The sequence below is a fragment of the Pelistega suis genome, assembly GCF_013133795.1.
GTDB classification, from domain to species: Bacteria; Pseudomonadota; Gammaproteobacteria; order Burkholderiales; family Burkholderiaceae_B; genus Taylorella; species Taylorella suis.
This window is the reverse complement of the sequence record NZ_JABGBN010000007.1, coordinates 79,450-94,221: the sequence shown is the minus strand read 5'-3', so window position 1 is coordinate 94,221 and position 14,772 is coordinate 79,450. Positions and strand designations below refer to the sequence as shown.

Here is a 14,772-nt window from a genome sequence, read left to right as displayed (position 1 = left end):
AGCACAAAATACACAACCTCTTTGCTTAGAATCATGTGGTAAAAGATTGTGTGATAACAAGAAACTCCTCAACCCTGCAAAAGCGCCTGTGCTTTACGCAAAGAAGCGGTGGGGATATTCATGCCTTCGCGATATTTAGCGACTGTACGGCGTGCTATCGCAATCCCTTCTTTTTCTAAAAGCTCAGTCAATTTACTATCAGATAAGGGCTTTGCTTTAGATTCTGCCTCAATGAATGCACGAATTCTCTGTTGAATAGCAGTGGCTGAGGCTTGCTCACCTTCTTGTGTCGCCACACCACTACTAAAAAAGCGCTTGAGCTCAAAAACACCATAGGGAGTCGCCATAAATTTTTGATTAATGGCGCGCGAAACCGTTGATTCATGTACCCCTATCTGTTCCGCAATCACTTTTAAGGTGAGAGGCTTAAGCCCTGATAAACCTTGTTGAAAAAAAGCATATTGCTCTTGCATAATACTCTGTGCTACCGCTAATAATGTTGCAAACCGTTGATTTAACTGCGTCATAAAAAGTTTTGCTATCTGCAACTGCTCTAGCATTTCCTTGCTTGCTGATGCCTTATCGACCACTTTTAACATACGCTCATATTCCGCATTAATCCTAAGTTTTGGCACCACTTGAGGATTAATATACACTTCCCACGATCCATTTTTATAACGTGTCAAGACATCCGGAATCGCCAAATCCGCTTCTGGCGTACTGTACAACTTACCTGGTTTAGGATTTAAACGGCGAATTAATTGATGTGCCTGGCGAATATGCTCAATATCCGTCTCCGCTAATATTTCCAATGCATTTAAATCAGCACGTACTAAGGCATCTAACCCCTTTTCACAAATAATCCGCGCCACACTCAAAACATCGACATCAATACTAAAAGCCAACCGTTGCTTATCTAGCTGCAATAACAAGCACTCAGCCAATGACCTTGCCCCAATACCTGCAGGATCAAAACTCTGTAACACAGCCAACGCCTGCTCACCTTCGTCTAAAGTGATAGGTTGATGTAATAACTCACTTAAAGCGGTGACAATTTCTGGCAACGTTGACGACAAATAACCATTATCATCAATATCACCAATCAAGTAACTCACCAATGTTTTTTGAAAATCATCAATCTCACTTGTTCCCAACTGCTCAAGCAAATAATCTTGTAAACTTACCTTGGCGACCATTTCAGGGCTATAATCCTCCTCATCGTCGTGACGATAAGTAGGATAGTCCTCAGTAGATGAACCCTCTTCTGAGGAACCCCCTACGAGCTCTAGCAAAGGGTTGTCTTGCAACATCTGCTTTAGTTCTGTTTCAAGCTCTAATGAGGAGTACTGCAACAACTTCAACGATTGTTGTTGCTGTACCGTCATCACCATCTGCTGGCTAACCGTTGCCCTTATTCCTTGTTGTAAATTTACTGACATTATCTTATGACACCATCAGCTTCAAAAAACTCTGATCTTTCACTACTAAATAAAACCCTATTTAAGCTTGCACTACCGAGATTAATCACGCGTATCGTAGTCGTGGCAGTAGTAGCTATTATATGGCTAGTTATTGCCAATTGGTTACTCCATTTTGGCGCTCAACAAGACTATGCTTTTCTTAAACAATACAGCCCTCAAGTGAGCGAATACCTTAACAGTATAAACAAATATATCTGGTGGGGTTTAGTTTTAATTGGCTCAGTCGTGCTTTATTTTATACTGGCTGCATGGGTCGAAAATAGCATCAAAAAAGCAGGCTATATTGTACCCAAACAAGAAGTCATGGAAACCCTTATCCCTCAACTTTCCCAAAGCGCAAAAGATGTACTCGTTTGGGTATGGGACGATCAACGTGAGCCTATCACTATTAAAAACCTACACGATACACGTAATCAACTCCGTGCCAATCGAGTCAGCCGACTTGAACAAATTCGCCAACAACGCGAACTACTGGGTTTACATGCAGGAGCAGAAGTCTCTGCCCAAGAGTTGGTACGAGAAAAAGAAAATGTAGATCAATTATTAGGCAGCATTTCGCTTGATTTAGAAGAAAAATAACATCCTCCGTGCTTTTAAAATAGGAAATAATGTCCTCTCTACACTAAAGTATGGCGTTTTACGACTCAAGACTCATCATCACCTCCTACCACCTTGGAAACAACACTTCCAAGGTTTTTTTCTATCCACCACGAATTAGGACTTGATTTTCTTGTAAGTTTTGGTAAATAATAGGGTTATGGATACGCAAATTAACTCATTCTTGTTAAATTCCTCAGACCGTTACTTAGCTAATGGCGTTTCTGCTCGTGCGTACTCTTCTCTACTGCTGCTAGACCTAGCGATCGGTTGCCGAGCCTAGAGCTTTGGTGGTGCTCCGCAGCCTTATTCTGCCACTTTGGATTTTTTAAATAAACAAATCCCAGTGACAACTAGGCTAGTCCTGAATGCACTGGGTATCTGATAGATAAACAGGTGCAATATGCTTTCTAACCCAGCTTCAAAATATATCCCTTTTAAGCCTTTTACTCGTGACTTCTCTGAACGTACTTGGCCAAGTAAAACCATTACTAAACCGCCTATTTGGATGAGTACCGATTTACGTGACGGCAATCAATCCCTCATTGAGCCGATGAGTGTTGAACGTAAATTACGTTTCTTCAAACACCTCGTACAGATTGGTTTCAAAGAAATTGAAGTCGGTTTCCCTTCTGCCTCGCAAACAGACTTTGACTTTGTTCGCACCCTTATCGATGACAAACTTATTCCTGATGATGTGACAATCATCGTACTCACACAAGCGCGCGAAGACTTAATCAACCGGACAGCCGAGGCATGTGCTGGCACTAAAAACGCCATGATTCATATGTACAATGCGACAGCCCCTGCTTTCCGCAAAATCGTTTTCAATATGACCCAAGACCAAGTACGTGATTTCGCTGTGGCAGGTACTCGTATGGTCAAAGCCGCCATGGCAAAATATCCCGAAGTAAACTGGCGTTTTGAATACTCTCCAGAGGTTTTCAGTACGACAGAACCAGAATTTGCGGTCTCTGTATGTAATGCTGTCGCAGCTGAATGGGGAACGTCAGCAGACCGTAAGATTGTCTTTAACTTACCTGCAACAATTGAGGCAACCACCCCTAATTTATACGCTGACCAAGTCGAATACTTCTGTAACCATGTGAATAACCGTGAGAATGTTATCGTCAGCGTGCACCCACATAATGACCGTGGTACAGCCGTTGCAGCAGCAGAGCTTGCTGTTATGGCAGGTGCGGATCGAGTAGAAGGTTGTCTATTCGGTAGTGGCGAACGTACAGGTAATGTAGACTTAGTGACATTAGCACTTAATTTATACACCCAAGGCGTACATCCCGGTTTAGACTTCTCTGATATTGATGCCGTCCGCCTAACTGCCGAATACTGCAATCAGCTTCCTGTACATCCACGCCATCCTTATGTGGGCGATTTAGTCTTTACCGCTTTCTCTGGCTCTCACCAAGATGCCATCAAGAAAGGCTTTGCCCAACAAAAAGCAGACCAACCTTGGGAAGTTCCTTACTTACCTATCGACCCAGCCGATTTAGGTCGTAGTTACGATGCCGTGATTCGTGTCAATAGCCAGTCAGGTAAAGGTGGCGTCTCTTACTTATTAGAAAATGAGCATGGTTTAAATTTACCACGTCGCCTACAGATTGAGTTCAGTCGTGCTATCCAACGCGTAACAGATGAAACAGGTACCGAGGTTAATGGTAATGCGGTTTACGATATCTTCAAAAAAGAATACCTTACACAAAATACACCTTGGAGTCTTGTGAGCCACCAAATCACCACCTCATCTAATGGTGATAATAGCAATACCTTTATCATCGAAGCCGAACTTAAAAATGGCGATGAAGTGAAAAAAGTCCGCGGTCAGGGTGATGGTTCTATTTCTGCATTTGTAGATGCATTGAATCTACCTATCCGCTTTATGGACTACCATGAGCATGCCTTAGGTTCTGGTGAAAAAACCAATGCTGTCTGCTACGTGGAATTACGTTTAGGAGACTCAGCAACAGGCTTTGGTGTGGGTATCCACAAAGATATCGTCACCGCCTCATTTAATGCCGTATTAAGTGCTGTGAATCGTCACATTAATAACGGTTAATCACAAAGCACTCAGCAACAACGGCGAATCATCAAAAGATGGTTCGCCGTCTTGGCTAAAATAACACTTAAATGGCACAAAATAGTGCTGAATTAGCGAAAAATAAGTAGAATTAAGCTATTCGTTTACCACGCATTCCCTGTTCGCCACACCACCTGATCCTTCTCATTTTTTAGCGCTTGTTTCATCATCTCTAACAAAGGAAACGCACGACGTGCAAGGCTCACAGGCTCTTGCATAGGATGAGGCTTATCTTCCCCCTTTTCCTCTCGCTCATCTTCCTCTTGATAAGCATCTTTCACATTTTCTTTTTTATCTTCTGCAATCGCTTTTTCTAAAGCCTCAATACTCTCTGTCAATTGAGCATGCGTAATCACCCCTTCAGCAGGTACCGTCTCATAGGCTCGCCCCAAAGCATTCAATACCAACAAAGCATGCTTATCGAGCATTAATACATCACCGCTAGAATTTGAAGAAAAAGTAATCAACATATTAGTAGAACTCCTAATGGATAAACACGTGTCAGTGCTATTGTAAAAATAATATCCCAATTAGAAAATAACTGCATCTACTTAACTTTACGAGGTTAACGATGAAATTTCTATTTGGTCTTATTGGCACCCTATTCATCATAACAGCTCAAGCACAAGAAAACACCTGCCCAGCCGCTAAAACGGGGAATCCATGTTCACATTCCTCAAGAGCACCTTCACTCAATCTCGGCGCTGGCAACCCCATCCATCTAATGAGTGGTAATAAATTCCAAGCAGAACATGATATGCTCATGCGTCTATCGGGACTGGAAGTCACCCGCTACTATAATTCCATGGCAAGCACCGCCAGCCCTTATGGCGCAGGTTGGAATATCAGCTACAACACCCGCTTATTCCAATTTCCACACAGTTGGCAAATTCTCATGGATGACGGTCAACGCATTGACTTTCATCCACCGAATGGGAGCCCACAAACAAAAGCCCAAATAGCATCTTATGGGCATCTACAACAAAATACTCAACAGCACTGGGAATGGCATACCCCCGAAGGTACTATCCGCACCTTTAATTCCAAAGGACTCATGATCAAACTAGCGATTAAAGGGTTTCCTGATATTCATATTGAACACACCCAGAGCAAATCTCAGTCGCTAATTTCTCGCGTTTATACACAGGACGAAGAGCTAACTTTTCACTATCAACAAGCAGAAGACCTGTTGCTTAGCCATATCACCACGCCTGTCGGGACTATCTACTATCATTACCAAAAACCAGAACAGGGACTTTACCATCAACTTGATAAAGTACAACGTGCTGATCACTGGGAGCGTAAATACCTCTATGAACCCGAATTCCAAGCAGGAGACCCATACCGTCTCACCGGTATTGTTATGTTTACCCCAGAAAAGCAATTTCTACGTCTGAACGAATGGCATTATCAAGAGGACGGCAAAGCGATTTATAGTCGCTCCAGCTACCCTGCACAACACCGTCTTTCTATCTATTATCAACAAGAGGCTCTCAAAAACAATGATCGTAGCATCACCATTATTACCGATGAAAAAGGTCGTCAAACACAAATTCATGGTCTGATGCGAAACGGTCAATATCTCCTCGAAAAAGTCACGGGGCATGGTTGTCATCTTTGCCCACCTGTAGGCACTAATGCACAATATGATGATAAAGGGCAGCTTAGCCTACTAAATGGCTTTTCCATTCATCGCGATGATGCACAGCGCATCAACAAAATCGAGTTTGAACATCCCACTTGGAATAAAGTCAGTATTCAGTATAATCATCATGGCTATGTCAAAAACTGGCATACCCCATATACTGGCACACAACCACCCGGCCCTCATAAACTTATTCGCTACTACTTAGAAGAACCTCCCGAAGAGAATGAATTTGTCACCTTTAAAGACAATCAACTGGTTTATAAAAATGGTTTAATCTTAAAGCATCTATCACCCGATGAAAGCGTACAAATTCTCAGTCTAGAAAAAAACAATTCCCCTATTTGGGAACAACATCGTATTTATTGGGATCCTCGACTCCTTCAACAAGAACTCATTCATTTTGTTGATAAAGATATCAGTCTAGACTATGAGTATCTTTATGATGATCAACAACGGTTGATTGCCGCCAAACAATTTCATCTTCCTAGTGAGCAAGAAACACTCTTTTATTATGCATGGCATAAAGATGGTACGAGCAAAGGTGTTGCTATCAATGGCAAAACTATCACTCCCAATATTCAACGCGACAAACAAGGTCTACCTACCCAGATAGATCATCGTAAAGTCATCTATGGGGAAAGCAAACGTATCGAAAAAGTCCTCGAAAATGGCAAGACCATAGCAACCTATACCTATGACAAACATAGTCGTCGCACAACAAAAGAAACGATGCAAGGACGTACCTTATTTCATTATCAAGGTAATCGTTTAAGTCGCGAAGAATACTATCCTCACAAAACAAACTCTCCTCAACATAAGCAAAGTAAAGTCGCCTATACCCAACGACACTATGCTTATCGCGGTCTGATGTTAGTCGGGTTTATTGAGCAACAATACGATAAATCCCACCAACTTATCCGCACCGAAAACTTCTATGTCCACAATGACCATCTAGGCCAACCCTTTCTGATTAGTGATGCTCAACAACATATCCGTTGGCGTGCCTATTACTCACCGATGGGAAAAGCCACGATTATCACGGAAGACATCAGCTTTAATATCCGCCAACCCGGTCAATACTATGATGCCGAAACTGGTTGGCATGATAACTACTTCCGCACCTATGATCCAACCGCAGGGCATTATTTTGAACCAGACCCGCTCGGTCCTATTGCAGGAAATGACCCTTATGGTTATGCCGCGCAACAACCACGACAAGCAATTGACCCTCTCGGGCTACTGCTCTTTGCCTTTGACGGTACCACCAATAACATAAAATCCAACACGAATGTCTGGAAATTCTACCAACTCTATGACGGCGACAAATTCTACAAAGAAGGTCCAGGCGGTATCCCTGGTGAAAGTTGGAAAGATAAATGGGGCGGAGCACTTTTTTCAACCACTACCCATATCATCCTAGATGAACATAAACGCAATCTCATCAACTATATGAGCACTAAAAATAATAATTTTACCGATGTCACCCCCATTGATATTGTCGGCTTCTCACGCGGAGCTGCCATTGGCATGATTTTTGCCAATTATGTCAAAAGTTTGGTGAATGACGGCCTTTTCCACTATAGTGAAAGATACATCCAAAACGGTCTAGAATATATCCGCGACATCCGTACCTGTGTAGATTTACGGTTTATCGGTCTTTTTGATACGGTTGCCCAATTTGGAGCTAATGGCTTTCATAATAATCGCTTTGACTACTCCGCGGCCCCAGAGTGGGAGCTCATTACCCATGCCGCAGCGATGAATGAATACCGATATTTACTCCCTCTTACCACATATCATGGCAAAGACAATGTTATTGAGCAAGGCTTTCTTGGCAACCATAGTGACTCTGGCGGCGTCCATGTACCCGATGATTTAAATGATAAAAACAACCCTTTAAAAACCCACTTTGGTGATTTAAGCCATATCCCCTTAGCATGGTCATATACCCAAGCCCAACAATTAGGCCTTCCATTAAAGCCTCTTAGTGAAGTAGCTACCGTGCTGAATAGTCGTCTAAACCTTGTTCAAAATCCCGTCATGCATAACACCTATGGCGAATATTATTATTCTTACTACCATAATAGAGAAGACGGTTTAAATGACCGTAAAATCCGCACACTAGATCGTCATCTGCAAGCACCCAATCAAACCAAAAGAGCTTTCTTGCAGGGACAGTCAGAGCATTTAGGCGATAGCACGCGTCAAGAACATACTAAAGCTGCAGAGGTCGAGTTTCTATCGACTCAAGAACGTCAACTCTCGGTCGCTGATGTCGCCATCTACGGCAAACTTGATGCCCAAAAATATCTCAATTGGCTAGAAACACAGCTTAACTGGACAGCCCCACTCAAAGTCGTAGAGTAAATATGGTATGATTACTATTATTTCTTTTAAAAACAAACCCCTATGCTATGCCTAGGGGTCTTTAACTGGTAAATACATCTATGCTCCCTGAGCTACAAAATACATTAAGTCAACTACTGGCAGATGCCGTAAAAACATTACTCCCCGAACAAGAACAAGTCGCGATTAAACTTGAACGCCCCAAACAAGCCGAACACGGTGATGTCGCCAGCAATATTGCCATGCAACTCGCCAAACCCAACAAGCGTAATCCTCGAGAATTGGCACAAGATATCGTTGATACCCTTATGAGCAACCCTGCTGCCAAAGAGGTTCTTGAGTCTGCCGAGATTGCAGGCCCCGGTTTTATCAACTTACGCTGCACTACAGCGGTTCACCAAGAAGTCATCAACAAAATCCAAGAACAAGGAAGTGATTTCGCCAAAGCACCGAGCAATGGGGAGTCTTTAATGGTGGAGTTCGTGTCTGCCAACCCCACAGGACCCTTACACGTTGGACATGCTCGCCAAGCCGCACTCGGTGACTGTATCTGCCGCTTATTCGCTGCCGCAGGCTATAAGGTACATCGTGAGTTCTACTATAACGATGCGGGTAACCAGATTCATAATTTAGCCGTTAGTGTACAAGCACGTGCTCGTGGCATTGATCCAGATGATGCTAGCTATCCTGCTGATGGTTATCGCGGTGATTATATTGTCGATATTGCCAACGACTTTATCGCCAAAAAAACCGTCACCGCAGATGGTCAAGATGTTGTGGCGACAGGTGATTTAGATAATTTAGATGATATTCGTCGCTTTGCTGTCGCCTATCTGCGCAACGAACAAGACTTAGACCTCAAAGCATTTAATCTCAAATTTGATCAATATTACCTAGAAAGCTCTCTTTATACTGACGGCAAAGTAGAAGAAGCCGTTGAGCTTTTAAGCAAACATGGTCATACCTACGAACAAGATGGCGCTTTATGGTTACGCACCACCGAATTAGGAACAGGCGATGATAAAGACCGTGTGATGCGCAAAAAAGAAGGGGGCTACACTTACTTTGTTCCCGATGTTGCCTACCACTTAAGCAAATGGAATCGTGGCTATCACCATGCGATTAATGTCCAAGGGAGTGACCATCACGGTACTATCGCACGTGTTCGTGCAGGCTTACAAGGACTAGACCTAGGTATTCCAAAAGACTACCCTGCTTATGTACTTCACAAAATGGTTCGCGTAACACGCAATGGTGAAGAGGTCAAAATTTCTAAACGAGCAGGCTCTTATGTCACTATGCGAGACCTTATCGACTGGGTGGGTCAAGATGCTACTCGCTTTTTCCTCATTCAGCGTAAAGCAGACACCGAATTTACCTTTGACATTGACCTAGCTTTATCAAAAGGTGAAGAAAACCCTGTGTACTACATCCAGTATGCACATGCACGTATCTGCAAGATTTTACGTGATAGCGCAGAGCTCGCCCAACAAGTCGAACAAGCCGATATCAGTTTACTGACGGCTCCATCAGAAATCACGCTATTAAAACGCCTCGCTGAACTACCTAATATGATTACATTAGCCAGCAAGGACTTAGCACCGCACTATATCGCTTTCTGGTTATTAGATTTAGCGGCTGATTTCCACTCTTGGTATAACGCTGAGCGTATTATGATTGACGACCAAGCCCTTAAATTAGCGCGTCTTGCACTCGCCGATAGCACACGTCAAGTGATTGCAAATGGCTTGGATCTTTTAGGCGTATCTTCACCAGAACAGATGTAATTTTATTATGACAACAAGACGCAAATCTCCTCCTCGTCGCAATGGTTCATCACCATTCGGCTATGTTATTTTTGGTATCGTTGCAGGTCTCGGCATTGCCGCAGCAGCGGCATATTATCTACGTGCGGACTCCCAAAAATCAGTACCGAGCACACCGGTGATAACTCAACAACAAAAACTGACGCCTCCTGCACCACGACAAGAGCCAACACCTATCGTGACACCTGCGCCAGAGCAGCTACCAGTTGTTGCACAGACACCACCTATCGAAACAACAACGGTGGAGCCACCACCTCCATCAATCGCACAGCAAGTAGGTCAGACCACTCAACCCCCTGTTGAGACGGTAACCCCTGCTGCACCAGCCATTACGGCACAACAACCACCTAAGCAACAACCATCTCAGACACCTAAATCAGAGCAACCGGATACCAAGGAGCCTAAAAAAGACGCTCCTAAACAGGTTGCCAGCAAACCATCGACAAAATCTGATGACCAAATTGGTCATCTTATTAATACGATGAATAACCCTCAAAAAGCCGAACCTAAAGCACAAGCAGTGGCTAAAGCAACACCGGCCCCTGAAAAAACCACGTCAAAAACAAGTGACCCACAATATTTACAAATAGGCTCTTTTAAAAGCTCCTCAGAGGCAGATGCCAAACGTGCACAACTCTTAATGCAAGGGTTCTCTAATATCACCATTACTAAAGCAAAAGTCAATGACACCGAATTTAACCGTGTTCGCATTGGACCCTTCTCATCAGATGCCTCACTTAAAGAGGCTCAAGAGCGTTTAAAATCACAAAATATCAACGCAACGGTCATTCGTTAAAATGCAACATTTGTTTAATTTGGAAACAAATTGAAGTACAAAAGCAAGCGAGAGGGCAGTATATCTAACCCTCTCGCTATTTTTTTGTGTCATCATAATAAAAATAATCTTATTTATAAGGATGTCACATGTCAGTTTTTAATACTCTTAAAAAACTTATTCCAGCCCTTGGTTTTGTCGCTATTGCGGCCTCTGCACAAGCGCAAGAAAAATACGTTTCATTTGACCCTGCATTTACTTCTCAAACTCCTAATAAAACTGAAGTATTAGAGTTCTTCTCTTATGCATGTGGGCATTGCGCCGCTATGGAACCTATGGTTCAGCAACTCTCTACTGACTTGCCCGAAGGGGCTGTATTAGTCCCTGTACCGGTCGGCTTTAATGCCTCAATGCAACCTATGCAGCACTTATTCTATACACTCGTTGCTTTAGATCGCAAAGATTTGCATTCAAAAGTATTTGATGCCATTCACAAAGAGAAAAAACGTCTCTTTACCAAAGAAGCTATCGTGGATTGGGCAGTGTCTCAAGGTATCGACAAAGCGAGTTTCGAATCAACCTATGACTCTTTTGGTGTCAATGCCAAAGTTCGCAATGCGACGACCTTAACTGACCAGTACAAAGTCAATGCTACACCGTCATTTGCCGTGGCAGGTAAATACCTCACCTCTCCGGGGATGACAGGCACTTACGAAAGCAGCATTGCCTTAGTTAAAGAGTTAGTAGCTAAAGAAGTCAAATAAGCCAAGCGAATTTCTATAAGCCTCTCCATCAAAAAGCCATCTTCCTCATAGAAGATGGCTTTCTAACTATCTATGCTGTACAACTACTCAGCGCTCTACCCTACAACAGCTCTTGCCTTTGCTAATGCTTGCTCATAATCGGCTATTAAATCCTCAACACTCTCCAGACCAATATGCATACGCACTAAGCTTGGGTAATTCTGATTCCAATACGCATGATTTTTAAGAAAATCCGTATTCACCATATCAATGAGGCTTTCATAACCACCCCATGAATAACCAATACTAAATAACTCTAGTGCCTCAACAAAAACCTTTGTCTGCGCCTTTGTAAAGTTTAATGCTACCGATAACATACCATTGGATCCTAAGGCATCACGCTTCCATAATGCATGATTTACATCTTTTGCGTAAGCAGGGTGATAAATCTGTAAAGTTTCCGCTTGCTGCTCAAAAAATTCACATACCTTTAAAGTACTTTCTGCTTGGCGTTTCATCCGCACATCAATCGTACGCACACCACGAATCGCCAACCATACATCATCGGCACTTGTCGAAAAGCCTAAAGCATATTGATTAATATCCAATTGCTTAATCACCGCTTCATCCTTGGCAACCACCGCACCCATTAATAAATCCGAATGACCTCCGATATATTTTGTCACGGCGACCACACTCACATCAGCACCCAAATCAAGTGGACGATAAGCAATACCCGATCCCCACGTATTATCAGTAACAACCAACAGGTTATGCTTTTTAGCAACCGTAACAATCGCTGGTAAATCTAGCATCTCAAATAACAAAGACCCCGGACTTTCAACATAAATCAGCTTTGTATTTGGCTGAATATTCGCTTCTAACGTCGCCATATCGCGCATTGAACAATAGGTACTGCTAATATTCATTCGCCGCAAAACAGTATCATCCAATTGACGCACAGGGCCATAAACACAATCGGCAATCAACATATGATCACCCGCACTCAATAAGCTTAATAACGCCATACTGATGGCATTTAACCCAGATGGTGCTAAAAAGGCACGACTCCCCCCTTCTAACTCACACATAATTTGCTCAAAAGCCGCATGCGTGTCCATCCCCATACGTCCATACCCGACGATACGCTCCCCTGCAGCTTGTCGCTTATACGTATCATGCAAATCATCAATACTATTAAAGCGTACCGTACTTGTTCGCATAGAAGGTAAAGCGACTGGCGCACGAGGGTGAAATTCATCGCAAGGTGCGGTACCAAGATGAGAGAGTTTTGTCAGTAATGAATGTGCCATGGGAAATACTTATTTAAATTTAAAAGAAAGAAGATTACTATGTACTAATCCGTACAGTATAACAGTAAATTTTTATGATGCCTTTCGAGATCTTTATTAGCTTTTTTGGTATTTCCGTACTACTCGCACTATCGCCTGGACCGGATAATATCTTTGTTCTTTTACAAAGTGCTTTGCATGGATTACGCGTTGGTATTAGCATAGTGCTCGGTTTATGCTCTGGATTAATTTTCCATACCTTATTAGTGACCTTGGGTGTCGCGACGCTTTTAAAAACATCACCAACAGCCTTCTTTATTCTTAAAGTTGTCGGTGCCTTATATCTACTCTATCTTGCTTATCTAACTGCCAAATCAAAACCTATTAGCATTTCCACAGAAACCAACTCAGCAAAGCCTAAAATGAATCTTTGGCAATACTACCGACGAGGGGTTTTTATGAATATTACTAACCCTAAGGTAACTTTATTCTTCTTAGCCTTTCTACCACAGTTTATTTATTCAAGCGAAGTATCTACCACACAGCAACTACTTTTGTTGAGCGCAGTGTTTATGTTAGCGGCCTTGTTTACCATGGGAAGTATTGCCCTTTTTAGTGGTTATTTTGGAAAAATTATTCAAGATAAACCTAAGGCTCAATATGCCTTAAATCTTCTGACAATCATTGTCTTTGTAGGATTGGCAATTAATTTATTACTCTCACAACAATAAATCCTCATCAATACAAAACCTCCATAGATGCATACTAACTACGGAGGTTTTGCAAATTAAAAAACCATCAGATAATCGTTGGCCGGGCTATATCTTCATAAAACGATAAATACCATCCTCGCCTAGTACACGCTCCACCTTTCCATCAAAATACAAAGCATGCAAGTGAGCTAAAGCCTCACCCATCGCAAAGGTCAATTGATGCAAATCTAGCTCTCGCTTAAACATCTTAGGCACTACCTCGCTCACACAGATAGGTTGCTCACACATCGCTAATACTTCAGCAAGACGCTCCTCATGGTGAATTTGTTGCTGACGAATACGCTCATGAATACCCTTAAAAGGACGACCATGAGAGGGCAGCACAAAAACATCTTCGGGCAAATGTTGATATTTCGTCAAAGAGTTTACATAAAGAGGGAGTGGGTTTGCCTCTGGCTCATAATCAAAAACACTGACATTGGTGGAGATTTTTGGGAGTACCATATCCCCAGAAATTAAAACATTCAAAGCGGGACAATACAATGCCATATGCTCTGGTGCATGCCCATAACCCGAAATAAGTTGCCATTGATACGTACCAATTTGCAAAGATTGCCCATCCATTAATCGATGATATGCCGCAGGAGGTGTCGATACCAAACCCGGATAATATGCCGCACGTGCTCGAATTTTTTCCTGAGACTCAGTGTCTGTTAGACCATGACGCGCAAAATGTGCCACCGCCATATCTCCCCCTGTCCCCGCGCCCGCCACAGCATTAGCCGTCCATAACCGTGACACCATATAATCAGTCATACTCATAAACAAAGGTGCCTGCCATTTATCACAAAGCCAACCAGCTAGCCCAACATGATCAGGGTGCATATGTGTCACAATCACTCGCGTAACAACTTGTCCCTCTAACTCGTTTTTAAAGACCTCTTCCCATAAGGCCTTAACAGGGTCTTTTGCAATCCCACAGTCCACAATTGCCCAACCCTTTTTTCCTTGGAATTCATCTTTTATCAACCATAAATTAATATGATTAAGAGCAAAAGGCAGAGGCATCTTAATCCACTTTACGCCTGGCACTACCTCTAGCGCAAAACCAGCCTCTGGCTCTAAACCCTCAAATGGGTAGCTAAGTTTTAATTCATTTTGATTCACCACACTCTCCTTTGAAAATCAAACCGACACCTATTTGAAAACTCGACATACAGTAGCATCTTAGTGATTTATCTATCTATTTAGAAATG

11 protein-coding genes are annotated in these 14,772 nt (G+C 42.7%); 7 read left to right on the top strand and 4 right to left on the bottom strand.

All coding sequences use genetic code 11. The features are described 5' to 3' along the window. Positions 1-68: 68 nt before the first annotated feature. The gene (rpoN, locus tag HKX39_RS08585; protein ID WP_171680912.1) at positions 69-1,439 is read right to left on the bottom strand and encodes an RNA polymerase factor sigma-54; all 1,371 of its coding nucleotides are present in this window, start codon (positions 1,437-1,439) and stop codon (positions 69-71) included. Positions 1,440-1,445: 6 nt separating this feature from the next. On the opposite strand from rpoN, the gene HKX39_RS08580 reads away from it, so the two are divergent. Further along, on the top strand, positions 1,446-2,060 hold the full coding sequence (locus tag HKX39_RS08580) for a hypothetical protein (RefSeq protein WP_171680911.1): 615 nt from the start codon (positions 1,446-1,448) through the stop codon (positions 2,058-2,060). Positions 2,061-2,481: 421 nt separating this feature from the next. Continuing rightward, complete coding sequence (leuA, locus tag HKX39_RS08575) at positions 2,482-4,152, top strand: 2-isopropylmalate synthase (RefSeq protein WP_171680910.1); 1,671 nt, start codon at positions 2,482-2,484, stop codon at positions 4,150-4,152. A 125-nt stretch (positions 4,153-4,277) separates the two neighbouring features. Here leuA and HKX39_RS08570 read toward each other — a convergent pair whose 3' ends face one another. Continuing rightward, positions 4,278-4,643, bottom strand: a complete 366-nt coding sequence (locus HKX39_RS08570; RefSeq protein WP_171680909.1) for a DUF1840 domain-containing protein — start codon at positions 4,641-4,643, stop codon at positions 4,278-4,280. A 101-nt stretch (positions 4,644-4,744) separates the two neighbouring features. Between HKX39_RS08570 and HKX39_RS08565 the strand changes: the two genes are divergently transcribed. From HKX39_RS08565 to HKX39_RS08550, 4 genes are all read left to right on the top strand, one after another. After that, entirely contained in the window at positions 4,745-8,188 is a 3,444-nt protein-coding gene (locus tag HKX39_RS08565) for a phospholipase effector Tle1 domain-containing protein (RefSeq protein WP_171680908.1), read from the top strand. An 80-nt stretch (positions 8,189-8,268) separates the two neighbouring features. Continuing rightward, complete coding sequence (gene argS, locus HKX39_RS08560; protein ID WP_171680907.1) at positions 8,269-9,954, top strand: arginine--tRNA ligase; 1,686 nt, start codon at positions 8,269-8,271, stop codon at positions 9,952-9,954. A 7-nt stretch (positions 9,955-9,961) separates the two neighbouring features. Continuing rightward, positions 9,962-10,789, top strand: coding sequence for an SPOR domain-containing protein (locus HKX39_RS08555; RefSeq protein WP_171680906.1), 828 nt, complete (start codon positions 9,962-9,964; stop codon positions 10,787-10,789). Between the two features lie 128 nt (positions 10,790-10,917). Next, on the top strand, positions 10,918-11,532 hold the full coding sequence (locus HKX39_RS08550) for a thiol:disulfide interchange protein DsbA/DsbL (RefSeq protein ID WP_171680905.1): 615 nt from the start codon (positions 10,918-10,920) through the stop codon (positions 11,530-11,532). A 95-nt stretch (positions 11,533-11,627) separates the two neighbouring features. Here the strand turns inward: HKX39_RS08550 and HKX39_RS08545 are convergent, their stop codons facing one another. Then, positions 11,628-12,824: a trans-sulfuration enzyme family protein gene (locus HKX39_RS08545; RefSeq protein ID WP_171680904.1), complete on the bottom strand. Its 1,197-nt coding sequence runs from the start codon at positions 12,822-12,824 to the stop codon at positions 11,628-11,630. Between the two features lie 74 nt (positions 12,825-12,898). Between HKX39_RS08545 and HKX39_RS08540 the strand changes: the two genes are divergently transcribed. Beyond that, on the top strand, positions 12,899-13,534 hold the full coding sequence (locus HKX39_RS08540) for a LysE family translocator (RefSeq protein WP_171680903.1): 636 nt from the start codon (positions 12,899-12,901) through the stop codon (positions 13,532-13,534). Between the two features lie 87 nt (positions 13,535-13,621). On the opposite strand, the gene HKX39_RS08535 is transcribed toward HKX39_RS08540, so the two are convergent. Next, positions 13,622-14,683, bottom strand: a complete 1,062-nt coding sequence (locus tag HKX39_RS08535) for an MBL fold metallo-hydrolase (protein WP_171680902.1) — start codon at positions 14,681-14,683, stop codon at positions 13,622-13,624. Positions 14,684-14,772: the final 89 nt, after the last annotated feature.